21 protein-coding genes are annotated in these 23,842 nt (G+C 49.3%); 13 read left to right on the plus strand and 8 right to left on the minus strand.

Going from position 1 to position 23,842, the window contains the following annotated elements; translation table 11 throughout:
- Nucleotides 1-22 precede the first annotated feature (22 nt).
- A complete protein-coding gene (gene aceB, locus PGW97_RS18720; protein ID WP_273860413.1) occupies nt 23-1,648 on the minus strand; it encodes a malate synthase A in 1,626 nt (541 codons plus the stop codon).
- 317 nt (nt 1,649-1,965) lie between these two features.
- Here aceB and gcl point away from each other — a divergent pair, with 317 nt between their 5' ends.
- From gcl to PGW97_RS18745, 5 genes are all read left to right on the plus strand, one after another.
- Nucleotides 1,966-3,759: a glyoxylate carboligase gene (gene gcl / locus PGW97_RS18725; RefSeq protein WP_217392574.1), complete on the plus strand. Its 1,794-nt coding sequence runs from the start codon at nt 1,966-1,968 to the stop codon at nt 3,757-3,759.
- Nucleotides 3,760-4,010: 251 nt separating this feature from the next.
- The gene (gene hyi, locus PGW97_RS18730) at nt 4,011-4,787 is read left to right on the plus strand and encodes a hydroxypyruvate isomerase (protein WP_273860414.1); all 777 of its coding nucleotides are present in this window, start codon (nt 4,011-4,013) and stop codon (nt 4,785-4,787) included.
- Between the two features lie 75 nt (nt 4,788-4,862).
- Nucleotides 4,863-5,762 (plus strand): 2-hydroxy-3-oxopropionate reductase, encoded by a 900-nt coding sequence (locus PGW97_RS18735; RefSeq protein ID WP_047884562.1) that lies wholly within the window; start codon nt 4,863-4,865, stop codon nt 5,760-5,762.
- A 244-nt stretch (nt 5,763-6,006) separates the two neighbouring features.
- Nucleotides 6,007-7,401 carry a glycerate kinase type-2 family protein gene (locus PGW97_RS18740; RefSeq protein ID WP_273860415.1) on the plus strand — a complete coding sequence of 465 codons (1,395 nt, stop codon included), beginning with the start codon at nt 6,007-6,009 and terminating at the stop codon, nt 7,399-7,401.
- A gap of 263 nt (nt 7,402-7,664) precedes the next feature.
- A complete protein-coding gene (locus PGW97_RS18745; protein ID WP_047884560.1) occupies nt 7,665-8,285 on the plus strand; it encodes a TetR/AcrR family transcriptional regulator in 621 nt (206 codons plus the stop codon).
- Nucleotides 8,286-8,467: 182 nt separating this feature from the next.
- On the opposite strand, the gene PGW97_RS18750 is transcribed toward PGW97_RS18745, so the two are convergent.
- From PGW97_RS18750 to uraH, 5 genes are all read right to left on the minus strand, one after another.
- On the minus strand, nt 8,468-9,085 hold the full coding sequence (locus tag PGW97_RS18750) for an HAD family hydrolase (RefSeq protein ID WP_273860416.1): 618 nt from the start codon (nt 9,083-9,085) through the stop codon (nt 8,468-8,470).
- A gap of 510 nt (nt 9,086-9,595) precedes the next feature.
- Nucleotides 9,596-10,966, minus strand: a complete 1,371-nt coding sequence (locus PGW97_RS18755; protein ID WP_273860417.1) for an 8-oxoguanine deaminase — start codon at nt 10,964-10,966, stop codon at nt 9,596-9,598.
- 201 nt (nt 10,967-11,167) lie between these two features.
- Nucleotides 11,168-12,643 carry a nucleobase:cation symporter-2 family protein gene (locus PGW97_RS18760; protein WP_273860418.1) on the minus strand — a complete coding sequence of 492 codons (1,476 nt, stop codon included), beginning with the start codon at nt 12,641-12,643 and terminating at the stop codon, nt 11,168-11,170.
- A gap of 288 nt (nt 12,644-12,931) precedes the next feature.
- Nucleotides 12,932-14,275: an NCS2 family permease gene (locus PGW97_RS18765; protein ID WP_273860419.1), complete on the minus strand. Its 1,344-nt coding sequence runs from the start codon at nt 14,273-14,275 to the stop codon at nt 12,932-12,934.
- Between the two features lie 242 nt (nt 14,276-14,517).
- The gene (uraH, locus tag PGW97_RS18770; protein WP_273860420.1) at nt 14,518-14,871 is read right to left on the minus strand and encodes a hydroxyisourate hydrolase; all 354 of its coding nucleotides are present in this window, start codon (nt 14,869-14,871) and stop codon (nt 14,518-14,520) included.
- A 354-nt stretch (nt 14,872-15,225) separates the two neighbouring features.
- On the opposite strand from uraH, the gene puuE reads away from it, so the two are divergent.
- The 8 genes from puuE to PGW97_RS18810 all read left to right on the plus strand — a co-directional run bounded on the left by puuE (nt 15,226) and on the right by PGW97_RS18810 (nt 22,091).
- On the plus strand, nt 15,226-16,161 hold the full coding sequence (gene puuE, locus PGW97_RS18775; RefSeq protein ID WP_047884554.1) for an allantoinase PuuE: 936 nt from the start codon (nt 15,226-15,228) through the stop codon (nt 16,159-16,161).
- Nucleotides 16,162-16,193: 32 nt separating this feature from the next.
- The gene (gene uraD, locus PGW97_RS18780) at nt 16,194-16,709 is read left to right on the plus strand and encodes a 2-oxo-4-hydroxy-4-carboxy-5-ureidoimidazoline decarboxylase (RefSeq protein ID WP_207104067.1); all 516 of its coding nucleotides are present in this window, start codon (nt 16,194-16,196) and stop codon (nt 16,707-16,709) included.
- 134 nt (nt 16,710-16,843) lie between these two features.
- Nucleotides 16,844-17,839, plus strand: coding sequence for an allantoicase (gene alc, locus PGW97_RS18785; RefSeq protein ID WP_273860421.1), 996 nt, complete (start codon nt 16,844-16,846; stop codon nt 17,837-17,839).
- Nucleotides 17,840-17,859: 20 nt separating this feature from the next.
- Nucleotides 17,860-18,438, plus strand: a complete 579-nt coding sequence (locus PGW97_RS18790; RefSeq protein WP_047884551.1) for an ureidoglycolate lyase — start codon at nt 17,860-17,862, stop codon at nt 18,436-18,438.
- Nucleotides 18,439-18,440: 2 nt separating this feature from the next.
- Nucleotides 18,441-19,703: a urate hydroxylase PuuD gene (locus PGW97_RS18795; RefSeq protein ID WP_273860422.1), complete on the plus strand. Its 1,263-nt coding sequence runs from the start codon at nt 18,441-18,443 to the stop codon at nt 19,701-19,703.
- A gap of 163 nt (nt 19,704-19,866) precedes the next feature.
- A complete protein-coding gene (locus PGW97_RS18800; protein WP_047884549.1) occupies nt 19,867-20,841 on the plus strand; it encodes a restriction endonuclease in 975 nt (324 codons plus the stop codon).
- Between the two features lie 33 nt (nt 20,842-20,874).
- Nucleotides 20,875-21,249, plus strand: coding sequence for a RidA family protein (locus PGW97_RS18805; protein WP_047884548.1), 375 nt, complete (start codon nt 20,875-20,877; stop codon nt 21,247-21,249).
- A gap of 383 nt (nt 21,250-21,632) precedes the next feature.
- Nucleotides 21,633-22,091 (plus strand): hypothetical protein, encoded by a 459-nt coding sequence (locus PGW97_RS18810; protein WP_273860424.1) that lies wholly within the window; start codon nt 21,633-21,635, stop codon nt 22,089-22,091.
- Nucleotides 22,092-22,319: 228 nt separating this feature from the next.
- Here the strand turns inward: PGW97_RS18810 and PGW97_RS18815 are convergent, their stop codons facing one another.
- Together PGW97_RS18815 and PGW97_RS18820 are read right to left on the minus strand one after the other, a co-directional pair.
- Nucleotides 22,320-22,988, minus strand: a complete 669-nt coding sequence (locus PGW97_RS18815; RefSeq protein ID WP_273860425.1) for a glutathione S-transferase family protein — start codon at nt 22,986-22,988, stop codon at nt 22,320-22,322.
- Nucleotides 22,989-23,010: 22 nt separating this feature from the next.
- Nucleotides 23,011-23,769, minus strand: a complete 759-nt coding sequence (locus PGW97_RS18820) for an IclR family transcriptional regulator (RefSeq protein WP_217392584.1) — start codon at nt 23,767-23,769, stop codon at nt 23,011-23,013.
- Nucleotides 23,770-23,842: the final 73 nt, after the last annotated feature.

Consider the following 23,842-nt stretch of genomic DNA (forward strand, 5'->3'; position numbering starts at 1 on the left):
TTAACTCCTGATTTTTGTTAACTTAGGCTGCTCCTTTCAGCAGCGCATAACTTGGTAGAGTCAGGAAGTTGGCAAATTCGTCAGCTGTAGACAGTTTATAAAAAAGGTCAGCGGTTTCTTCAAACCGTCCGGCAGCATAACGAGGCTCACCAACTTCCTGTTTTATGGTATCCAGCTCTTGGTAGAGCCAGGTGTGAAAAAGTTCTGCGGTAAAACGCTGGCCATCGTCCAGCGTTACGCCGTGATGGATCCATTGCCAGATATTGGCGCGGGAAATTTCTGCTGTCGCAGCATCCTCCATCAGGCCGTAAATTGGCACGCAGCCCATGCCCTGAATCCAGGCTTCGATGTAGTAAAGGGCGATGCGAATATTTTTTCTGACCCCAGCTTCATCTCGGGAACCCTGGCAAGGCTGGAGCAGTAGCTCGGCAGAAATCGGGCTTTCCGGACTCTGGAAGTTGAGCTGATTCTTCTGTCCGTTCAGGTGTGCGTCGAAAACGGACATGGCCAGATCGACTAACGCCGGATGTGCGACCCACGTACCATCGTGGCCATTACGGGCTTCACGCTCTTTATCGTCGATGACTTTGGCGGTGACTTTTTCCATCTCAGCAGGATCTTTAGCCGGAATGAAAGCAGACATTCCGCCCATCGCCAGTGCGCCTCGTTCATGGCAGGTACGCACAAGTAACTGGCTATAGGCTTTGAGGAATGGCTGATCCATGCCAACGCCGTGGCGATCCGGTAGGATCCGGTCGGTATGATTTTTCAGGGTCTTGATGTAACTGAAAATGTAGTCCCAGCGGCCACAGTTCATGGCGACGATGTGATCCTTCATCGCATACAGCATTTCTTCCATCTGGAAAACGGCCGGTAGGGTTTCAATCAGCACTGTGGCACGAATTGTGCCCCGTTCTACGCTGAAGTGATCTTCAGTGAAGCGGAATACATCATCCCACCATTGGGCCTCTTCCATGCATTCCAGCTTCGGAATGTAGTAGTAAACGCCCAGGCCTTTTTCGGCACGAACTAGGTAGTTGTGGAAAAAGTACAGGGCAAAATCCATCAGACAGCCGGGAATTGGCTGGCCATTAAAGGTAATGGATTGCTCAGGCAGGTGCAGGCCACGCGGACGAGCAATCAGCAGCGCAGGGTTGGCATTCAGCGAATAGTGTTTATCTTTCTGATTGTCATAGTAGCTGATGGTACCCAAATTGGCATCGCGCAGATTGATCTGTCCCTCAACCATGTTCTGCCAGGTCGGGGAAGATGCATCTTCAAAGCAGCACATGAAAACTTTGGCGCCGGAATTCAGGGCATTGATAACCATTTTTCGGTCAACCGGACCGGTGATCTCTACCCGGCGGTCTTTTAATGCGTCGGGAAGGGCTGCGACTTTCCAGCTTTTATCTTCACGAATTGCTTTTGTGTCTTCACGAAAATCCGGTAATTCACCGGCATCAAATCGTTTTTGTTTACGTTCGCGCTCAGTCAGTAACTGATTGCGTCGTTCGCCAAACTCACTCACCAGCAAGCATAAAAAATTCAGCGCCTCTGAAGAGAGGATTTGTTGGTATCGACTGTCGGCGGTACATCCTCGTACTTCCAAGCAGGCACTCAAGGCTCTGTCCGTATTTTCTGTAAGCATGTTTTTATCGTCTCCTTTAAACAATATCTTACGATTTTGTGTACAAAAAATAAGATACGTAAATACTTATATTGGAATTTATGTAAACAATCAAAGGTTATTTTAACAATCTTGTTTCATTTTAAAAAGGGCAAAAAATATTTTTATCAACGAGATGTAAAATTAATCGCTGCAAAGACAGGGGCTTACCGCTGTTGGGGTGAAAAAGAAATGGCGTTGTTGTTAAGAAAATGTTTTTTCGAGGGTTGCGAAATTCTGTATATCATCCATAGTACACAAAATGATTGAAAATTGTATACAATGAAATGGAGGTCTGAATGGCAAAGATGAAAGCAATCGAAGCCGCGGTTGAAGTACTGAAACGTGAAGGGGTAGATATCGCCTTTGGTGTTCCCGGTGCGGCAATTAACCCTATGTATGCGGCAATGAAAAAATTGGGGGGCATTGATCATGTTCTGGCCCGTCACGTAGAAGGGGCATCCCACATGGCGGAAGGGTATACCCGTACGTCAGCAGGCAACATCGGTGTATGTATAGGTACGTCAGGTCCGGCGGGGACAGACATGATCACCGGTCTGTATTCGGCCACGGCAGATTCTATTCCGATTTTGTGTATTACCGGCCAGGCACCACGTGCCCGACTGCACAAAGAAGATTTTCAGGCCGTGGACATTGAGTCTATCGCTCAGCCTGTCACTAAGTGGGCGACCACAGTACTGGAACCGGCTCAGGTACCGCGAGCTTTCCAGAAAGCATTCCACCTGATGCGTTCAGGCCGTCCTGGCCCGGTGCTGATTGACCTGCCGATTGATGTGCAGTTGGCGGAAATTGAGTTTGATATTGACAGTTACGAACCACTAGAAGCCTATAAGCCGCAGGCTACCCGTGCGCAGGTTGAGAAAGCCCTGACGATGTTGAGTGCTGCGGATAAACCAGTGATTGTCGCCGGTGGCGGGATCATCAACGCGGACGCATCTGATCTTTTGCAGCAATTTGCTGAAATTACAGGTGTTCCTGTTATTCCGACCCTGATGGGTTGGGGCTCGATTCCGGACGATCACGAGTTAATGGTCGGTATGGTGGGCCTGCAAACGGCACACCGTTACGGTAACGAAACACTGCTCAATGCTGATTTTGTCATGGGCATTGGCAACCGATGGGCAAACCGTCATACCGGCTCTTTGGATGTGTACACCGAAGGCCGCAAGTTTGTTCACATTGATATTGAACCCACTCAGATTGGTCGGGTGTTCTGTCCGGATCTGGGGATTGTTTCTGATGCGAAGGCCGCACTTGAATTGCTGGTGGACGTTGCTCGCGAATGGCGTGCTGCCGGGAAACTGGCTGACCGCAGTCAGTGGGTTGGGGAATGTCAGGCGCGTAAATCCACGATGCTGCGCAAAACCCATTTTACTGATACCCCGATTAAACCAATGCGCGTCTATGAGGAGATGAACAAAGTCTTTGGCCGTGATACCTGCTACGTCAGCACAATCGGTCTGTCGCAAATTGCCGCAGCCCAATTCCTGCATGTGTACAAACCGCGCCATTGGATTAACTGTGGTCAGGCTGGCCCGCTGGGCTGGACAACACCTGCAGCCTTGGGAGTGAAAGCAGCGGATCCGAGCCGTGATGTGGTGGCTATCTCCGGTGACTATGACTTCCAGTTCATGATTGAAGAACTGGCGGTAGGGGCGCAGTTCAATCTGCCGTACATCCATGTGCTGGTGAATAACTCCTACCTGGGGCTGATTCGTCAGGCTCAACGTCAGTTCGACATCGATTACTGTGTTCAGCTGGCCTTTGAGAACCAGAACGCACCAGAACTTAATGGCTATGGGGTCGATCACGTCACGGTGGTGGAAGGTCTGGGCTGTAAAGCCATTCGTGTCACCGATCCCGATCAGTTGCCGACGGCGTTTGCTGAAGCCCGTGAGCTGATGAACAAGCACCAAGTGCCGGTTGTGGTGGAAGTCATTCTGGAGCGTGTGACCAATATCGCGATGGGTGTTGAGATTAACGCCATCAATGAGTTTGAAGCGCTGGCTGATAGCATTGCAGATGCTCCAACTGCGCTGGCTCATCAGGCCGGGACGTCTGACCCATCTTGAGCAGCCTGAATATGAGTTGGATTGCAAGTTTAGAAAGTTAGAAAGGTAAGTGGCTGCGGACTCTTTGTTTGGGCAGCCGCTGCCAGGAACGGTTGTCTTAACGTTGACTGGCCAACTCAGGAAATAGCGTTCCCACGCTGACAATACCGTACTTTGCTGGTCACGATAACCGGCAAAGTACCGGACTTGCTTACACGCAGTGGCTCAGTGGTAGAGCCACAGAAATGGATACACATTTTAAGGACAGAACCATGCCAAAATTTGCTGCAAACTTATCCATGCTGTTTACCGAATATGCTTTTCTGGATCGTTTTGAAGCCGCCGCAAAAGCCGGGTTTGACGGGGTTGAATACCTGTTTCCTTACGATTTCCCGGCGGAAGAAATTAAAGCTCGACTGTCAGAATACCACTTGCAACAAGTGCTTTTTAATCTGCCTGCAGGTGACTGGGATGCCGGCGAGCGCGGGATAGCGGTTGACCCGTCTCGGGTACAAGCATTTCGCGATGGTGTACCAAAAGCGATCGCGTATGCCAAAGCGCTGGGCTGCACTCAGGTCAACTGTCTGGCCGGTATTGTGCCACAAGGTGTCAGTGCACAGGAGGCACATCGTACTTTTGTCGACAACCTGCGTTTTGCTTCTCAGGCGCTGGAAGCCGAAGGTATTCGTCTGGTGATTGAAGCCATTAATACCCGTGATATTCCGGGGTTTTTCCTGAACACAACTGAGCAGGGGAAAGCCGTGATTGCAGAGGTGGGCAGCACTAATCTTTCACTACAGTACGACATATATCACATGCAGATCATGGAAGGGGATCTGGCAACCACCCTGACTGATAACTTGGTGCAGATTGGACACGTACAGCTGGCAGATAACCCTGGTCGCCATGAACCGGGTACCGGTGAAATCAACTACCCGTTCGTGCTGAGCCACTTGGACTCGCTGGGGTATGAAGGGTGGGTCGGCTGCGAATACAAACCGAAAACGACCACGCTGGAAGGACTCAACTGGCTGAATCAGTACCGCTAGTCTGGCAATACAGCCACAGTACATCATCGGATTTCAGTGAGTTCGGAATACATTCAAGATTAAGGAGAATTAGGGATGAAAATCGCATTTATCGGTACCGGTATCATGGGTAAACCTATGGCGGAAAATCTGCAAAAAGCCGGTCATACACTGGTACTGTCGGATCACTACAGTAAGCCACCACAGGATCTGGTCGACGCGGGTGCACTGGTTTGCCGGACACCGAGCGAAGCCGCCAAGATTGCCGACGTGGTCGTTCTGATGGTGCCAAACACACCACAGGTGGAAGCGGTGCTGTTTGGTGAAAACGGCATTGAGCAGGGTATTCAGGCCAGTGGTGATGCGACCAGCAAGCTGGTCATCGACATGAGTTCGATTTCCCCAATTGCCACCAAAGAATTTGCTGCTCGCATCAAAGAAAGCGGGGCCCAGTATCTGGATGCGCCGGTATCCGGTGGCGAAGTGGGCGCGATTAACGGTACGCTGAGTATCATGGTCGGCGGTGCTCAAGCGGCGTTTGACAAAGCAGCACCTCTGTTTGACATCATGGGCCAGAACATCACGCTGGTGGGGGATAACGGCGCCGGTCAAACGTGTAAAGTCGCGAACCAGATTATTGTCGCACTGAATATTGAAGCGGTTTCGGAAGCACTGGTGTTTGCCTCTAAGGCAGGAGCGGATCCGGCTCGAGTGCGTGAAGCTCTGCTGGGTGGGTTTGCCAGTTCGAAAATTCTGGAAGTGCATGGTGATCGTATGGTTAAAGGCACCTTTAACCCAGGGTTCAAAATCGCACTGCACCAGAAAGACTTGCGCCTGGCACTGAGCGGAGCTGAAGCATTGGGTGTGTCTTTGCCGAATACAGAGACCGCACAAGTCTTGTTCGACGAGTGTGTGGCACTGGGTGGTGAAAACTGGGACCACTCAGCATTGATTAAGGCTATTGAAAAGCGTGCGGGTCATTCGATTCGCGGCTGATAGCCTGACTATGCTAAAAGGCAGTTAAGCAGGGGCATGCTAAGCTGCCTATCTCGGTGATATCAGAATTCTTACTAAACCGCGCGCTTTTGTCTCCTTTATCGCGCGTTCCCGCTGTCCTGAACGGTACGGGGTCAGGTGTCGGTGAAAACTGGCAGGACTCTGGCATGCAGGCCTGCCGCTGACTGGCAGCGGGATCTTTTCCTCACTCTCTCACGTTTTATCTGTCGACAAGGAGTTGCAGATGGATATCGATGCAAAACAGTTTTTGCGCACACTTTATGACAGTGCAGTAAAGCAGGCTTTGCCGAAAGGCAATATGGCTGCGTATCTGCCGGATACACTTTTTACGCAAGTTGGTAACAAACGCGGGCGAACCGTGGTGATTGGTGCCGGTAAAGCGGCGGCTTCTATGGCACAGGAGTTGGAACTGATCTGGCGGCAGAAGGTGCCAGCAAATCTGTCGTCTGAGGCGTCATCAAAAGCAGTGTCAAAGTTTTCAGCCGCTGCAAAGCAGAGCCATGATTCAGAGACCGTGGTCGAGTCAACGGGTGGCAAGCTGGAAGGGCTGGTTGTGACACGATATGGGCACACAGCTGCGTGTGGCATGATTGAAGTCATTGAAGCCTCACACCCGGTGCCGGATGCCATGGGGATGGCAGTCGGTGAGCGTGTGCTTGAGCTGGTGTCTGGTCTGAACGAAGAAGATACCCTGATCTGCCTGATTTCAGGTGGCGGCTCTGCCTTGTTGAGTTTACCGGCTCCGGGCATTACGCTGGCCGAAAAGCAGGCGATCAACAAATCGTTACTTCGTTCCGGTGCGGCGATTGATGAAATGAACTGTGTGCGTAAGCACTTGTCTGCCCTGAAAGGCGGTCGGGTGGCGAAGCTGGCGTATCCTGCTCAGGTGATCACGCTGGCGATTTCGGATGTTCCGGGTGATGACCTGAGCGTGATCGCTTCAGGCCCGACAGTGCCCGACAATACCACTCGCTTTGATGCACTGGCCATTCTGGAACGTTACAAGATCGACATTCCGGCTTCAGCGTTTCAGTGGCTTAATCAACCGGAGTCTGAAACGGTGAAACCGAATGACCCGTGTTGGTCACGGTGTCAGAACCATCTGATTGCGACCCCACAGCTGGCGCTGGAAGCGGCGGCGGCAGATGCTGAAGGCATGGGGATTCCGGCTTATATTCTCAGTGACAGTATGGAAGGTGAAGCCCGGGATGTCGCCAAAGTGCATGCTGCGTTAGCGCGTCAGATTGTCTCACACCAGCAACCCTTTCAGACACCGTGTGTGCTGATCTCTGGCGGCGAGACTACTGTGACCGTAAAAGGTGAAGGGCGAGGGGGACGCAACTGTGAATTTTTGCTCAGCTTACTTAACGAGTTAAAAGGGTTACATCGGGTTTATGCCATTGCCGCCGATACTGACGGTATCGATGGCGTTGAAGATAACGCTGGTGCGTGGGTAACCCCCGAAACTTGGGCGAGGGCACAGGCGCTGGAATTGAACCCGGACAGTTACCTCGACAATAACAACAGCTACGCGTTTTTCGAAAAGACGCAGAGCCTTATCTTTACCGGGCCTACGTTAACCAATGTGAACGATTTCCGTGCCATTCTGATTGTGTAACCCGTCCTTGTTGGTGAGGGAGCCACGCCAGTTAAGGGGCTATGCCAGAGTAACCTCATCCTCAGTCACTGAGTTTACGCCTGTCAAACTGGCCTGGCCCCTTCCTTCTGCCAAGTGTTTATGTCGGTGTGTTTGTCACGCAGACATCATTGATTAAAGACAGAGGCAAAGTTGACCTGAGCACCATTTTTACTTCCCTCTCGTTGGTGTTTATCGTTGATTTCTTTAGACTAAATGAATCAAGTTTCAGCCAGGACATGGCAATGACCCGGATCAGGCAAAAAAATCAGGCGCTCATCATTCAGGTCGCTAGTGAGCAGTTTGCAACACACGGTTACTCAGCGACCAAAATGGTGGATATCGCCAGGGCAGCGGATATCCCGAAAGCCAATGTTTTCTATTATTTCAGTTCGAAAGATAAGCTGTATTTTGCCGTGCTGGAAACCGTGACAAAACCTTTGCTGGCAGCGTCGCGCCCCATTGAAGAGCTGGATGACCCGGTTGAAGCTCTGACCCGTTACATTCAGACGAAGCTGATGATTTCCCGTGATCATCCCCATGCATCCCGCGTGTTTGCCAGCGAGGTGATGTCAGGCGGTCAGGCATTGCCGGATGATATTCGTGAAGAGCTGTTTCTGCAGTCTCAGATGATCATCGGAAAGTTCACCAGTTGGAGCGAACAGGGGCTGATGGATAAAGTGTCTGCTCATCACCTGATGTTTATGATCTGGTCAGCCACTCAGACATATGCTGATTTCAGCTGGCAGATTTGTAATGTGATGAACAAAAATGCACTCACTCACGACGATTACGATGACGCAGCGCAGTTTCTGACCCAATTAGTCATCAAAGGCTGCGGAGTGAAAAGCCACACTCAGGTATGAGTGCGGCTCAGTCATGCCGAGCCACAAAGAGTCTGGCTGCAAAAAATCTGGCAATACAGGAATTCAGCCATCTCTCAAGCTGAATTTTAAGTCCAGTCCGTTCTTCAGCGTTTAAAGCGACATTTGAAAACGTGACAATGGTTTCCGTGCTATCTGCGGTTTAACGTACCATGGAATACTGGTTAAAACGATAAACCGAGTGCCCTCAATGCTTGTTCACACTGCGCCGCGTTCTCAAATTGAATGGCTGTGATACCGACTGATTCTGCTCCTCTGACATTATGTGGCATATCGTCGATAAAAACGGTCTCCGACGCTGACAAGGCGTGCTGATCTAACAAGGAATGGTAGATTTCAGGCTGAGGTTTTAACAGTCCCAGCTCGGCTGAGACTGTGGCTCCGTCAAAATGTTCCCAGAAGGAATAAGTTGACTGGAGATATTCCACAATCTCGGTCACGTTATCTGTGAGCGCGTAAATACCATAGCCTGCCGCTTTAACTCGCTGGAGTAAGTCTACGGAGCCAAAAAGCAGTATCTGGGTTTGTTTTACGTAGTAAAAGAAGCGTTCACATTCTAATTCAGATAAACCAATCGTTTGTTGGTATTGCTGTTTGGCTTCAGCTTCAGTCAGCAGACCTTTATTCAGGTCTAGCCACGTATCGCTTCTGAAAATCGTGCTACCTAATTGTTCGGGAGATTCTACGTCACCAAAAGTGAGTCGCACAATCTCTTGCGGTGCCCAGCGGACAATGACATTGCCTACATCAAAGACCACGTTCTTAATGCTACTACGTTCCATTTTTACTCCTGTCTCTTAGCCTGCTTGAAAATAAGTTACCGTATTTAATGGGCCTGCATCAGATAGGTATGTCTTGATGCCGCTTTTAGGATGTATCTGGCAAATAGTATGTATCAGCCAAAGAGGGACTTGGAAGGTATGCCGTGGCATCAAAGTCATACATTGATGGTATATGCGACCAGTCTCACTAATTTCGACTTACTTTCCGATAAAGCGATAAAGCGATAAAGCGATAAACAGAATGGTTTTTTCTCTTGCTGCATCGGCGCGGTAAATTCAGGATTGGTCTCTCAGGAAAAGCAACGCTATCGTACTTTCAGCGACAATAAAAAAACCGCCCTGCAGGTTGAAGCTGTCAGGGCGGAAAGGACAAAGTCTTTATCGTGACATGGTCTTTTAATTAGACATGCTCTTTTATTGTGTTAGTAAACGCTATTGGTGAGTGCTGTTCGCCTCGGGACGGTTTTCCAATGGGCGATATACAGCAGTCATATTTGCGATTAAGAACCTTTATCGGCGAATGGTCTGTTGCGCTTTTTGCGCTAGGCGTTTGGCCGCTGCACGGTGTCGGTGCAGCAACAACTCCATGTCGACACCTCGCACAGTACCGTCCAGCACGCGCCATTCTCCTGCAACCATGACTCTGTCAGCGTGCTGCGCTCCACACAGAATCAAAGCGGCCAGCGGATCGTGGCTGCCAGAAAACCGGATGTCATCTAACAAGAACATGGCCAGGTCGGCCTGTTTGCCGACGGCAATTTCCCCGATATCGGTACGTCCCATTGCCCGCGCGGAACCGGATGTCGCCCAGCGCAGGGCATCAAAGTGGGTCACATTCGCCGAGCCGTATTGAAGACGCTGCAGATACATGGCCATTCTGACTTCTGCAATCAGGTTGGAACCGTCATTCGAGGCGGAACCATCAACGCCGAGGCCAACTTTGACGCCAGCGGCTTCCAGTTCACGATTTTTGCAGATGCCGGAGGCCAGCATCATGTTGGAGGTCGGGCAGTGACAGATTCCCACTCCGGCCTCACCCAAACGGCGGATTTCCTGTTTGTTGAAATGAATCCCGTGGGCCAGCCAGGTGCGATCGTTCAGCCAGCCCACTTCTTCTAAATAGTCCACCGGACGCAGGCCGAAGCGTTCAATACAGAAATCCTCTTCATCCAGTGTTTCGCACAGATGGGTGTGCAGCATGACCTGATACTCTTTACCCAGGTAGGCGGTTTCTTTCATCAGGTCAGTCGTAACAGAAAACGGAGAGCAAGGAGCCAGCGCAATTTGGGTCATTGCACCGTCATGGTTCTGGTGGTACTCGCGGATAAGACGGGTACTGTCATCAATAATTGCCTGCTCAGTCTGAATCGTGTGTCTTGGCGGCAGGCCGCCATCGTCTTCACCGAGACTCATCGAGCCACGAGTGAAAATAGCCCGCACCCCCAAATTTTTTGCCGCCTCAACTTGCAGGTCAATGGCATGCTCCAGCCCTGTGGGCAACAGATAATGGTGATCGGATGCGGTGGTACAGCCCGACATCATCAGTTCCACTAAGGCCAGTTCAGTAGCCACTTGCATCATTTCTTCATCAAGGTTTGCCCACACCGGGTACAGGCTTTGCAACCAGTGAAACAGCTCCTTGTTGAGAGCATCCGGGTAGGCCCGGGTCAGGGTCTGATAAAAGTGATGGTGGGCATTGACCAGTCCCGGAGTGATCACATGCTGGGAGGCATCAACCGTGTAATCGACGGGGATGGAAGGGGACTGGTTGAGGGCGAGCAGTTCAACAATTTTATCGCCTTTTACCACGATACCGCCACGGGCATCGTCAGTGTTGCCGGTGTAAACGGCGAGTGGATGTTTAATCCAGATGGTTTCCATTCATGCTATTCCTTAGCCATCTCTGCCTTTGCAGGGGAGAGGGTCTTGATGTGTTGATAGTGGTTGAAAATAGGGTTTTTGTGTTGTGTTTCAGGTGTTAAAAGTGCCGGTCACGTGCATATTATTTGTGACCGGCGGGTAGTCAGCCGCATCTGCCATCTGTGGGTGTTCATCACCGAAATCGCAGAGCGGCTGTCAGATTTAGTCTTGCTGGATGTTCAGTTGCTGAGGCTGCGGAGCCCGCGCTGATTTATTATTATCTTGTACCGGTACCGCTTCTTTTGTTGCTCCCGCTTCTTTTGCCAAACCAGGCGCAGGGTGTTCACTGTCATGCTCAGCCAGTTCAAGTTCAACCTGGGTCTGGCTCTCGACCAGCGCTTCGCGTTCCTCTTTACGAGAAGCTCTTGGCAGCAGCTGGTTCAGAATGACTGTCACGATAGTGCCCGTTGTAATTCCGGAGTGCAGGAAGTTCGACAGGTCATGCGGCAGGTGCTGCAGCAGGCGTGGCTCAAATGTCACTGCCAGGCCCGATGCCAGACCAACACAAATTACCAGCGCGTTACGTTTGGTATCTGCCGCTTTAATCAGCATGCGGATACCGGCGTAGGCAATCATGCCGAACATGATGAAGCCAACACCACCCAGCACCGGTTTCGGGATGGTCACGGCAATAGCTGCCAGTTTCGGGAACAGGCCGCCCAGAATCAGTAATCCGCCGGTCGCTGCAACCACGTAGCGACTGGCAACACCGGTGATACCTACGATACCGACATTTTGGCTGAATGATGCCAAAGGCATTGCGGTTAGCAGAGATGCCAGAGTGCTGCCCAGACCGTCGCCCAGCAGACCACGTTTCAGGTCATTACCGTCTATGCGGGTCTGGCAGTTGTTGGCCAGTGCCATGAAGTCCCCGGTGGCTTCTGCGATCACCACAATGTAGACAAGGCTCATGCTGATGATGGCTCCGGTTGAGAAAGTCAGGCCATATTTCAGTGGTTCAGGGCCACCGACCCAGGGAGTTGCCGCGATCTGCTCCAGATCCACCATGTCCAGTGACAGTGCAACCAAATAGCCACCCGCCAGACCAATCACAATGGCTGAAGCTGCCACTGCACCTTTGCAGTACACCGATACGATAACCACAATACCCAGTGAGATCGCGGCCAGGAAGAGTTTCGGCAGAGTGGCAAATTCCTGACTGACGGCAGGTGCATCACCGACCCAGTTCATGGCCACGGGCAGGATAGTTAGACCAATTAAGGTCACTACCACTCCGCTGACAACGGTGGGAAACAGCTTGCGGACTTTGTCCATGTAGAAACTGGCAAAAATCACGAAGAAGGATCCAACCAGTGCTGCCCCCATAATGCTGCCGACACCGCCGTCTTTACCAATACTGATGGCGACGCCCAGAAAACCGAAACTGGAGCCCATCACAACCGGTAATCGGATGCCTACCGGGCCGAAGCCGATACACTGGGCAATGGTCACGATGCCGGAAGCCAGTAAGGCGGCATTGATGAGTGAAACAATTTCTCCATTGGGCAGGCCAATGGAAGAGCCGACAATTAAGGGGACTGCAACGATCCCACCTATTGAGGCCAGCATATGTTGCAGAGCGAGTAAAAACGTTAATCCATAAGGTGGTCGTTCGTTTAAGGTATACAGTAGTTTCATTGACTGTTCCTCTCAGAGCCGTTTCCGTCCGGGCTCATTGTGGTTTGTAGTTTAACGACCGCTACATCCGGGGCAGGGCCATCCTTGTCTCCAACGCTGAAAAAACTCTGCTGACCGGACCAGCGTTGGCTGAAAACAAGGTGCACGAAACCGATAGAGCTGACAGGCGTTGTCCTCTATGACGGGTTATCAGTGCTCGGTGCGTGCACCTTGTGTGTGACTGTATTGCGTACTGCGTTTTATGTGCTGAGCGGCGAAATATGGACTGCCGTCTCAGGGGTGCCGCGGCTAGCCGATGTAGACCAGTTTGGCGATAAAGAGTGCTGTCAGAACGTACATTGAGACAGAAACATCCTTGTTGTGTCCGGTTGAAACTTTCAGTACGGTATAGGTGATAAAGCCCAGTGCGATTCCGTTGGCAATGGAAAATGTCAGTGGCATCATTAACGCGGTAATTGCTGCCGGGGCAGAATCAGTGAACGACTTCCAATTCACATGCTGCATACTGCCCATCATGACAAACGCCACATAGATCAGGGCTCCGGAAGTTGCATAGGCCGGAATCATGCCTGCAACGGGAGAAAGAAAGATTGCGGCAACAAACAGGGCGCCTACTACCAGAGCCGACAGGCCTGTACGTGCACCTGCCGCCACACCGGCCGCACTTTCTACATAGCTGGTGACCGGAGGGCAACCCACACAGGCACCGGCGACACTGGCAACACTGTCGGCTTTGAGCGCTTTGCTCAGTCCTTCAATTTTGCCTGTTTCGTGGTTGATCAGGTGAGCTCGCTCAGCCACCCCCATCAGGGTACCTGCGGTATCGAACATATTGACAAACAGGAATGCCAGAATCACGCTGATCATCGAGAGCTGAAATGCGCCACTGATGTCCATAGCAAGGAAGGTCGGTGCGAGACTCGGCGGTGCGGCAAAGAAGCCGTTATAGGTGACCAGCCCCAGCATCATGCCGATGAGTGTGACACTTAGAATGCCGATCAGGACGGCACCGAACACCTTACGCTCGCTCAGTACTGCGATAATCAGAAAGCCGATGGCTGCCAGCAGCGCCTCGGGGCGGGTAAAGTCGCCCAATGAGACCAGCGTCGCCGGGTTATCGACAACGATCCCTGCTGTTTTCAGACCAATCAGGCCCAGAAACAGACCCACACCGGCAGTCATGGAAAACCGCAGGCTGGGGGGAATACTGTCGATAATCCACTCCCTTACCTTATAAAAACTCATGCCGACGAATAATAGGCCGGACAGGAAAACCGCCCCCAAAGCGACCTCCCAGCTATAACCCATTTCGTTGACAACGGTAAAAGAGAAAAAGGCATTCAGTCCCATGCCCGGAGCGAGGCCAACCGGCCAGTTCGCAAACAGGCCCATCAGCAGGCAGCCCAGCGCCGCACCAATACAGGTTGCGACAAAAACGGCACCTTTATCCATCCCGGAGACGGCCATGATGTTCGGATTGACGAAAATTATGTACGCCATGGTGGCAAAAGTGGTTATGCCGCCAATCATTTCATTCTTAACACTGGTGCCGTGCGCTTTTAATCGGAAAAAGCGCTCCAGGATCCCTTCCGATCCCGATTCATTGAGTACTTCCGTTTTGCTTTCACTCATTTTCAGCAAACCTTTACTATGTTCGTTTCAGCAAATTGAATACAACCAAACTTCAATTCTCCATCTGCTGTTTTATTGTTGTGTTTGCAATGGCTGTGTTTGCAACAATTGCGTGTATTTAACGTGTAATAGTTTTTATGGATGGAAGGCCATGCCGTCGGGATGTTGTTCCTCAAACGGCGGGTTGTGAGCCACTGGCCTCTTGCTGTATCTGCTATGGATGAACAGCGGTTGCTTCAGATTTAGCTGCCCCGATAGGTTGAGAAGCTGTATGGCGAAACCAGCAGCGGCACGTGATAGTGCGCCTGCTCATCATTCAGACCAAAACGAATCACGACATCATCCAGGAAAGGGACGTTGTCAAGCGTGACCCCTTTTTGGGTGAAATAGTCAGCAACATGAAACACCAACTGATATTTACCGGCTTTAAATGCTGCGCCTTCCAGTATCGGACCGTCTGTCCGGCCGTCGGCATTGGTCGTGACGGTTTTTACCTTTTCACACTGTTCGCCATTCAGACGAAACAGTTCTACCTTAATTTCCGCGCCTGGAAAGCCACTCATTGTATCCAAAACATGTGTTGTCAGTTTGCCCATAAGCTGTAAACGCTGTGCGTTCTCCTTGTGTTTTCCTTTCCTATTTGTGTACAAGTGCCGTTGGCTCTTGCCTTGATTTGGATCTTATATGTACACAATGTACTTGGTTAGTAAAGCACACTGTTACTAAAATGTTAATTATGAATTTGCAGAATTTCCAAGACCGTGAGCCATTTAAAACTTGTGGCAATTTGCACTGTCCCGCTAAGCCACTGAAAATGGGCGTGTTGTTATAAAGATGTTTTGTTGAAACAAATTCTTTACAAGATCGAATTTTATTGTATACAATGTTTAGTACAAAATGATTGGTTCATGTATTACAGAAATACATGACTGAGCGTAAGGAGAACTTGGATGGAAACGGAATATTCAAGAGATCTGATCGGGTACGGGGCAAATCCACCTGATCCGAAATGGCCAAATCGCGCCAGAGTCGCGGTGTCATTTGTCTTGAATTATGAAGAAGGGGGCGAACGGTGCCTGCTTCATGGTGACGATGAATCGGAAGCATTCCTGTCGGAGATCCCCTCCGCACAGCCAATAAAAGGTGAGCGACATATCAGTATGGAGTCCATCTATGAATATGGCAGTCGTGCTGGCGTGTGGCGGGTGTTACGATTGTTTGAGGAATATAACATTCCTTTAACAGTGTTTGCGGTGGCAATGGCATTTGAACGTCACCCGGATGTCGCCAAAGCCATGGTCGAAGCGGGGCACGAAATCTGTAGTCATGGTTATCGCTGGATTGACTATCAGTACATGGATGAGTCAGAAGAACGCGATCACATGTTCAAAGCGATCGACATCATTCGTAAAGTGACCGGAGAACGTCCTTACGGCTGGTATACCGGCCGCACAGGGCCAAATACCCGTCGGATTATCGCGGAAGAGGGCGGTTTTTTGTATGACTCTGATGCCTATGATGATGATCTGCCTTATTGGCACACGGAAGTGGGTAAGCCACAGCTGGTTATCCCTTACACGTTAGACGTGAACGACATGCGTTTTGCAACGGTTCAGGGCTTTAACTCAGGCGAACAGTTCTTTCAGTACTTGAAAGACACCTTCGACACCCTATATGCCGAGGGAGCAACGGCGCCAAAGATGATGTCGGTCGGTTTGCATTGCCGTCTGATTGGCCGTCCGGGTCGTATCGCTTCACTGCGTCGCTTCCTGGACTATGTGAAACGTCACGATGACGTCTGGTTGTGCCGTCGCATCGACATTGCTCGCCACTGGCATGAACACCACCCTTACCGGGGTAAACCAACGAAAGGATCCGGTGCCTGACGCCGGCTCGACCAAGGAAGGAGAACCTTTTTATGACTGCATTTCGTTTCTGTAAGCCTTCTGATATGAGCCGCGAGCACTTTGTGGAAGCATTCGGCGATATCTATGAGCACAGTCCGTGGGTCGCGGAAGCCGTGTTCGAACAAGGGCTTCAGGCTGAAGACAATCAAATTGAAACCCTGCACCTGAAAATGGCGACGGTACTGCTGGGGGCTGACAAACAAGCGCAGCTTGATCTTATTAATGCGCACCCGGATTTAGCCGGACGTGCCGCAATTAATGGTGAGCTGACAGAAGCATCGACAAAAGAGCAGGCCGGGGCCGGGATTGATCAGTGTACTCCGGAAGAGTTCGATAAGTTTACGACCTATAACGATCGCTACAAAGAGCGTTTCAAGTTCCCGTTCATCATGGCAGTGAAAGGTGCAAACCGACATCAGATCCTTGATGCGTTTGAAAAGCGCCTGACCAATGACGGTGAGACAGAATTTGAAACCGCCATCAAAGAAATTAACAAAATCGCATTTTTACGTCTCTGGGATATGTAAGTCACTTCGCTGACAACCGTTCCCGGAACCCTCTCTGGCACATGCACAGGTGAAAACCTGGTGGTTGCAGGGGTAGCCAGACACACACTGAGTTGTTTATTGATTAACTACTTAATTGGAAAGGATGACAAGACATGTCCTTAGATTTTTCGCAATACGTCAATCTGGCTGATGAAAAACTGGGCGCAGAAGCGCTATTCGCAACTGATGATTTTTTCGCAGATAAAAGCCGACTCCTGCGCCGTGAAGCGCCTGAGTGGAAAGAAGGCGTATTTGACGACAACGGTAAATGGATGGATGGCTGGGAAACTCGCCGCAAGCGTTCAGAAGGTTACGATTACTGCGTTGTGAAGTTGGCTCTGTCTGGTGTGATTGCCGGTGTGGATATCGACACCTCTTTCTTTACCGGGAATTTCCCGCCTTCTGCATCGTTAGATGCTTGCTACAGCCCGGATGGTGCACCGGATGACAGCACTGAGTGGGACGAAATTGTCCCGTCACTGAGTCTTCAGGGTAACAGCCATCATCTGCAGGCAATCAACAGCGAGAAAACTTATACCCACGTTCGTCTGAATATCTATCCGGACGGTGGGGTAGCCCGCCTGCGCGTATACGGCCAGCCAGCCGTTGACTGGGATCGTATTGACCCGCAGCAGCAGGTTGATCTGGCAGCAGTGGAAAATGGTGGCCGAGCTGTGGCCTGTAGTGATGAGCACTACGGTAAAACATCGAACATTTTAGGCCCGGGCCGTGGCGAAAACATGGGGGACGGTTGGGAAACTGCACGCCGTCGTACACCGGGTAACGACTGGGTGCTGGTGGCGCTGGGTCATGCCGGTGCGATCGACCGTATTGTCGTTGATACCGCACACTTTAAGGGGAACTACCCTGACAGCTGTTCAATCCAGGCTGCTTATGTGAAGGGCGGTACTGATGAGCAAGTCGCGACCCAGAGCCTGTTCTGGCGTGAACTGTTGCCATCTCAAAAGCTGAGTGCGCATGAAATTCATGAATTCAGCAATGAGATCAATGACATTGGCCCGGTAACACACGTTCGACTGAACATCTTCCCTGATGGTGGTATCAGCCGTTTGCGTCTGTTTGGCACCAAAGCCACGACAAAAGCATAACCATCAGGAAGGAATAAAGAATGAGTAATGGATTACGCCGTTTAACGATTGAACCACTGACACAAGATGCCTTCGCACCGTTTGGCGATGTGATTGAAGTGGAAAACCGTGACTACTTCATGATCAACAATGGCTCAACCCGCCGTTATCACCAGCTGGCGCAGGCCGATGTAGCAGAGCAGGGTGGCAGGGCTATCATCAGCATTTTTCAGGCAACACCCCTGACATACCCGCTGACGATATCCATGCTTGAACGTCATCCGCTAGGTTCACAGGCGTTTATTCCATTACTCGGGCAACCATACTTAATTGTGGTTGCCCCTAAAGGAGACGACCCGCAGCTCTCCCAGAGCCGCGCGTTTCTCAGCAATGGGCGCCAGGGTGTTAACTACCACAAAGGTGTGTGGCATCACCCGGTGCTGGCACTGACCGAACAGGATCAGTTCCTTATTGTTGACCGTGCCGGTAATGGGAACAACTGCGACGAAGTCTATTTTGAAAACGAGCTGGTATCACTGCATTTAGAGGACATACCGCATTGCGACACCATCATTAAACAGCATCAAGCAAACACGGCTCAGTTGCTGTCAAGGAGTTAAAAATGGATCCACATATCACGGAATGGCTGAATTTGGCAGTACGCTGGATTCATATGATTGTCGGGATTGCATGGATAGGTGCATCCTTCTACTTCGTATGGCTGGAAAACAACCTTAACAGGGTTAATCCGAAAACCGGCCTTTCCGGAGACCTTTGGGCAATCCACGGTGGGGGGATCTACCACCTGGAAAAATACAAACTGGCACCACCCAAAATGCCGGAAAACCTTCACTGGTTTAAGTGGGAAGCCTACTTTACCTGGATATCTGGAATCTGCCTGCTGTTCATCGTTTACTACCTGAACGCGAAGATTTACCTGATTGCACCGGGTGCGGATATGGCACCATCAACTGCAATCGCAATTGGTATCGGTTCCCTGGTTGCTGGCTGGCTGGTGTATGACTTCTTGTGTGACTCGCCACTGGGTAAAAAACCAGCGCTGCTCGGACTGGTTCTGTTCCTCGGGTTAGTTGGGGCGGCATACGGCCTGGCACAGGTGTTCAGTGGCCGTGGTGCGTACATCCATGTGGGTGCAATCATCGGTACCATCATGGTGGGAAACGTATTCCGTGTCATCATGCCAGCACAGCGTGGCCTAGTGAAAGCGATTGAGGAAAACCGCGAGCCGGATCCGGAGTTGCCAGCAAAAGGTCTGTTGCGTTCGCGCCATAACAACTACCTGACGCTTCCAGTGCTGTTCATTATGATCAGTAACCACTTTCCAAGCACCTACGGCTCGGAATACAACTGGTTAATTCTGGCGGGACTGGCGGTATTCAGTGTACTGGTGCGCCATTACTTCAACACCCGACATGACGGCCAGAAATATGCCTGGACTGTGCCTGTTGCCGCGTTGGGTATGATTGCGCTGGCGTTTGTGACATCGCCATATGCCAATCAGCCAAGTGTGTCGGTAACGGCTAAAGCTGCCACCGTATCCAATGTCGTAGACTCAAACTCGGCATCAGTAACGGATTCGGCAACCCCTTCGTCGGCTGACGCGATTGCTTTTGCTGACGTGAAGGACGTTATAAACAACCGGTGTACTGAATGTCATTCAGCGACACCGACCAACGCCGCATTCAGAACTGCACCTGCCGGTGTGATTCTGGATACTGCAGAAGAAATTCAGACTAACGCACCTCGCATCGTCGCTCAGGCGGTACAAACCAAGGTGATGCCATTAGGGAACTTGACCCAGATGACAGATGATGAGCGCTCTCTCATCGGCAAATGGGTACAACAAGGCGCGTTACTGCAATGAGTCCCTTAGTGTCCACTTAGATTGCAATCAACAATCTCTTAATCGCCTGTTAGGTGTTCGCCCCGGTCCCTGTCCGGGGCTTTTTTTATGAATGATCCCCATGCTTAACACTGTATCTTCCCTGTTATAAGATATTGAGTTCATATTTTGTGGAGCAGGATGTATGACAGTTTGGGCTTTTAATGGATGTAATGAAAATAAAGAAAAAGGGTTGCTACTAGGTTCGTTGAAAGCAGGGAAATCCAGATTTGGTTGGTCTCAAGATGAAAACCACAATCTGCTGATTAAAAATAATTGGACAGATTGGCACTCGCGACAGCTATTTTTATTAGAAATAAAAGAAGATGATTGGATTGTCCATATAAATGTCCCAACTTGGGGAAGATGTGTTGCTGCAAAGGTTGTTAGCCGCTATGGTTTTGACGAAGGGCTTGAATGTTCTTGGGGAACGGATTTTAGGCATTTTTTTAGTATAGATATTGAATCAATTATTGAATTTGAACGTCGTGATCCTAATGTTTTACCAACTGTTAACTTAAATCCACGATATAGATATCACAGAATTCATGCTCAAGAAGATTTTTATACATCAATAAATAATATAAAAAGTAACAAAGTTAATCTGTCTGAAGGAGAAAACAAAGAAGAATATCATTTAAAGCAGAGTACATATTCCTATCTTAAAGAACTGACGGTATTAATACAGTCTATGAATAAAAGTAAGAATCTTGAACGATTTCTTGCTAAGGTATTTAGAAAAATGCCAAATGTCATTGATGTCGAAGAAAACGGATTCGGTTGGGGTACTGATTATGGGGCTGATCTCATTGTAACGGTTAAGTCACAATTAGTATTAAGTGATATGGAAACTAAAATGATTATTCAAATAAAGTCGTACTCAGGTGACCATACTGACTTATCAGCAATTGACCAAATTAGAACAGGTTTAGAAAAGTATAATGGGGATATCGGTCTATTAATTACGACAGGTGAAAAAACTGAAAGCTTGGAAAAAAAAGCAATGGAAGTTTCTGATAATATTGGGTGCCCAATAGATATACTATCGGGTGATGATGTTGCTAGATTTGTTATCAAGTATGCTCCCGACCTTATTTTTGATATGGGTGTTTTGGCATAACATTAATAATACTATTTTTAACTAGGAGTTTTTATGCCAGAAAGAGTGAACTATGAATATTTGCCGACTATTGCAGGGCCTTATGTGCATGCGGTAAAGCACAAGGATACCTTGTATGTGTCAGGGCTAACCGCCTTTGGTACATCAGCGCAGTCAGACCCATTAATTGCACAGAGCGAAGTGATTCTTGCTCAACTGGCTCAAATACTGAAAACCGAAAAACGCTGTAAAGAGGATTTGGTCAAGTTGACCATTTTTGTTAAGGATATTAGTCAACTCTCATTGATACGCGAACAACTTTTTGGGTTTTATGAGAGTTTCTTACCGGCTTGTTCATTGGTTGAAGTCTCTAATCTGATTCATCCGGATCTACTGATTGAAATCGAGGCGGTTGTCGCGTTGTCTTAGTGAAAATACTTATAGTCCGTCTTTTCAGTCGGGATATTCGTGGACGATATTTTTATCCCATTATTGTCGAACTGCACTTGTGAAGCAGACACCCAACAGGTTAACCCGAAACAGTTGACCAGGCATTCCTGGCTAACCGTAGATTGTGCCAAGAATGTGAATGCATCAGGCTGAGTCATTCTCTCTGCAAGGTGTTTAATTCTTCATCAAGTACAGCTGATCACATTTTTATCCTCTTAGCGGGTATAGATTAACCACTAAACTTGCAAGGATAATGAAAGGTCGCCATGCATAGAGGCTTGCTTTAAGCAGGTGCTGAGGGCTGGTTTTCGTTCTTTCATTGTTACAAACCGTGGGATAAATGCAGTAAAAGGAGTCCTGGAATGAAAAGCATCATGACGTTGATATCAATGGCTATTTTGTTGAATGTGACTTTTACCAGTGAAGCGATAGCCCAGCAGGGCATGTCATGGCACGGGAGTGGTGGATGGGGACATGGTTCTCAATATGGGATGATGTATGACCCGCAAACTATCGAGTCGATCAGCGGTGATGTAGTCTCTGTTGATAAAGTCACTCTCATGCACGGGATGCATTATGGTGTTCACCTGACGGTGAAAACCGCGGAGGGTAACGTCTCCGTCCATCTTGGTCCTGCGTGGTACATTGAAAATCAGGATGTGAAAATCACCCCCAATGATAAAGTCACGATAAAAGGTTCCCGTATTACGTTTGACGGGCAACCGGCCATGATTGCGATTGAAGTACGAAAAGGAAACGAAGTGCTGACATTGCGAGATCCTGAGGGTTATCCTGTCTGGAGTGGATGGAAGCGCCAATAGGCTTAAAATCATCTGAAGCCAGCGAAACGCCGGTTTCTGGTAATGCTCGGGGAGGCGGATAACGACAATGCTCGTCTGTTATCCGCTTCCTGAAATCGTTTCCGACTATTAGCCGGAGTTTATTTAATGTTTAACGGCTGATGACCACCCCGTTGTGAAAGCGGAAATTGTTTTTATGCGATGTTTTATCCTAAAAGCAGTTTCAAATTCGTTCATATAGAAAGCAATTTAATTTTTACCCCCATCACCACCTCCATCACCATTAAACGGTGTCAAATCCATTTCCTCTATCGTACATACGGCCTGAACGGTCGGGTGAGCAGCCATTCTCATCAGGAAAGCTGATAGGTGAGGGAAATGCATCGGAGACTTCTTAACCGGTAGCGACCATTCGGCGAGCATAAACAAGAAAAAGTCACAAGCGGTCAGGTGTTCACCAAGTAAATAGAGCTTTCCTGCTAACTGTTCATCAATGACGGTCAACGCTTCAGAAATGCGTTCATCTTGTGCGGCAATGATATTGGGAATGGTTGACTCATCATTCGTATGACGGTGCGGATAATAACGTACCATCAGTTCGGCTTGCAGGGTGTTATTGAGGTAAGCCAGCCACTGGAAGAAAAGTGGGCGTTCTGGCGTACCCAGGTGGGGAATCAATCCGTATTCAGGGTGTTGTTCGCAGAGGTGAATACAAATGGCTGGGCTTTCAAAAATGGCCATACCATTATCTATTAAGGTTGGAATACGGCCCGCCGGGTTGAGTTTAAGATAGTCAGCCGATTTCTGAGCATTGGATTTTTTATCCACCAGTAACAGCTCATACTCAAGCCCCATGTGATATAGCAAAAAGTGCGGTGCCAGGCTGGCATTGTTTGGGTAGTAATATAGCTGATACATAAAATCTCCTGTTAGATGAAGGTCACTGTAATCGAGATGAAAGTTGTCGGGTTGCCTGAATTAAATGTGCTGACAACATGCGTATATTTTGCTTAGTAAAGTCAGTTTTATTTACGCCTAAGCTGATAGCTGCAATGGCTGTATTGTTTTGGCTTAAAACCGGTGCAGCAATAAAATTAAGATCATTTTCAGACTCGCCTTCAGCGATGGCATAACCCAGTCGGTATGCCTGTTTCAGTTCTTCTATTTTGATGTTCAGTCGTTTGTTGAGATCCAGTCCTTTAGGCAATATGTGAGAAAGGTATTCTCGCTGATATTTTTCATCGCGTGTGGAGAGAATCGCTTTCCCTGCTGCCGCGTCGTGAACAGGGAATGTCGTACCTATATAGACATTAGATACTTTCGCCATCGAAGATTCGGTTTTCGCAATCACGACAATTCTGCTGCCTACTTCAATGTTCAAATACACTGACTGGTAGGTTTCATTCTTCAAAATTTCAGCAATAGGGTGAAAAATCGATATGGAATCCTGTCGGCTGAAAACGGTTGAAGCCAGCTGAAAGATGGTGGCACCCATGCAGTATTTTTTCCTAGTACTCGGGTCGAGACTAATCATGTTGTGTTGCAGAAGAGAGTCAATCAGCCTGTGTGTGGTTGAATATGCCAGGCCCGTCTCTTCTGCAATTTCAGACAAGGTTAACGAGCTTGATGAGCGTGCCAGCAGCTGCAAAACCTGGATGGCGCCATCAACAGCAGGGGCTTTAGAGCGGGTGTGTGGCATCGAGATTGTGTCCCGTAAGTTCAGATGAAGTCACAGATACTTTTCCATATATGGAAAAACAATTCTTTTACAT

Origin of the sequence: Photobacterium sp. GSS17, from assembly GCF_028621875.1 — a bacterium.
Taxonomy (GTDB): domain Bacteria; phylum Pseudomonadota; class Gammaproteobacteria; order Enterobacterales; family Vibrionaceae; genus Photobacterium; species Photobacterium ganghwense.

Excerpts from the sequence above, each read along its gene's own strand:
- aceB (WP_273860413.1), bottom strand. The coding sequence starts at position 1,648 with ATGCTTACAGAAAATACGGACAGAGCCTTGAGTGCCTGCTTGGAAGTA.
- gcl (WP_217392574.1), top strand. The coding sequence starts at position 1,966 with ATGGCAAAGATGAAAGCAATCGAAGCCGCGGTTGAAGTACTGAAACGT.
- hyi (WP_273860414.1), top strand. The coding sequence starts at position 4,011 with ATGCCAAAATTTGCTGCAAACTTATCCATGCTGTTTACCGAATATGCT.
- PGW97_RS18735 (WP_047884562.1), top strand. The coding sequence starts at position 4,863 with ATGAAAATCGCATTTATCGGTACCGGTATCATGGGTAAACCTATGGCG.
- PGW97_RS18740 (WP_273860415.1), top strand. The coding sequence starts at position 6,007 with ATGGATATCGATGCAAAACAGTTTTTGCGCACACTTTATGACAGTGCA.
- PGW97_RS18745 (WP_047884560.1), top strand. The coding sequence starts at position 7,665 with ATGACCCGGATCAGGCAAAAAAATCAGGCGCTCATCATTCAGGTCGCT.
- PGW97_RS18750 (WP_273860416.1), bottom strand. The coding sequence starts at position 9,085 with ATGGAACGTAGTAGCATTAAGAACGTGGTCTTTGATGTAGGCAATGTC.
- PGW97_RS18755 (WP_273860417.1), bottom strand. The coding sequence starts at position 10,966 with ATGGAAACCATCTGGATTAAACATCCACTCGCCGTTTACACCGGCAAC.
- PGW97_RS18760 (WP_273860418.1), bottom strand. The coding sequence starts at position 12,643 with ATGAAACTACTGTATACCTTAAACGAACGACCACCTTATGGATTAACG.
- PGW97_RS18765 (WP_273860419.1), bottom strand. The coding sequence starts at position 14,275 with ATGAGTGAAAGCAAAACGGAAGTACTCAATGAATCGGGATCGGAAGGG.
- uraH (WP_273860420.1), bottom strand. The coding sequence starts at position 14,871 with ATGGGCAAACTGACAACACATGTTTTGGATACAATGAGTGGCTTTCCA.
- puuE (WP_047884554.1), top strand. The coding sequence starts at position 15,226 with ATGGAAACGGAATATTCAAGAGATCTGATCGGGTACGGGGCAAATCCA.
- uraD (WP_207104067.1), top strand. The coding sequence starts at position 16,194 with ATGACTGCATTTCGTTTCTGTAAGCCTTCTGATATGAGCCGCGAGCAC.
- alc (WP_273860421.1), top strand. The coding sequence starts at position 16,844 with ATGTCCTTAGATTTTTCGCAATACGTCAATCTGGCTGATGAAAAACTG.
- PGW97_RS18790 (WP_047884551.1), top strand. The coding sequence starts at position 17,860 with ATGAGTAATGGATTACGCCGTTTAACGATTGAACCACTGACACAAGAT.
- PGW97_RS18795 (WP_273860422.1), top strand. The coding sequence starts at position 18,441 with ATGGATCCACATATCACGGAATGGCTGAATTTGGCAGTACGCTGGATT.
- PGW97_RS18800 (WP_047884549.1), top strand. The coding sequence starts at position 19,867 with ATGACAGTTTGGGCTTTTAATGGATGTAATGAAAATAAAGAAAAAGGG.
- PGW97_RS18805 (WP_047884548.1), top strand. The coding sequence starts at position 20,875 with ATGCCAGAAAGAGTGAACTATGAATATTTGCCGACTATTGCAGGGCCT.
- PGW97_RS18810 (WP_273860424.1), top strand. The coding sequence starts at position 21,633 with ATGAAAAGCATCATGACGTTGATATCAATGGCTATTTTGTTGAATGTG.
- PGW97_RS18815 (WP_273860425.1), bottom strand. The coding sequence starts at position 22,988 with ATGTATCAGCTATATTACTACCCAAACAATGCCAGCCTGGCACCGCAC.
- PGW97_RS18820 (WP_217392584.1), bottom strand. The coding sequence starts at position 23,769 with ATGCCACACACCCGCTCTAAAGCCCCTGCTGTTGATGGCGCCATCCAG.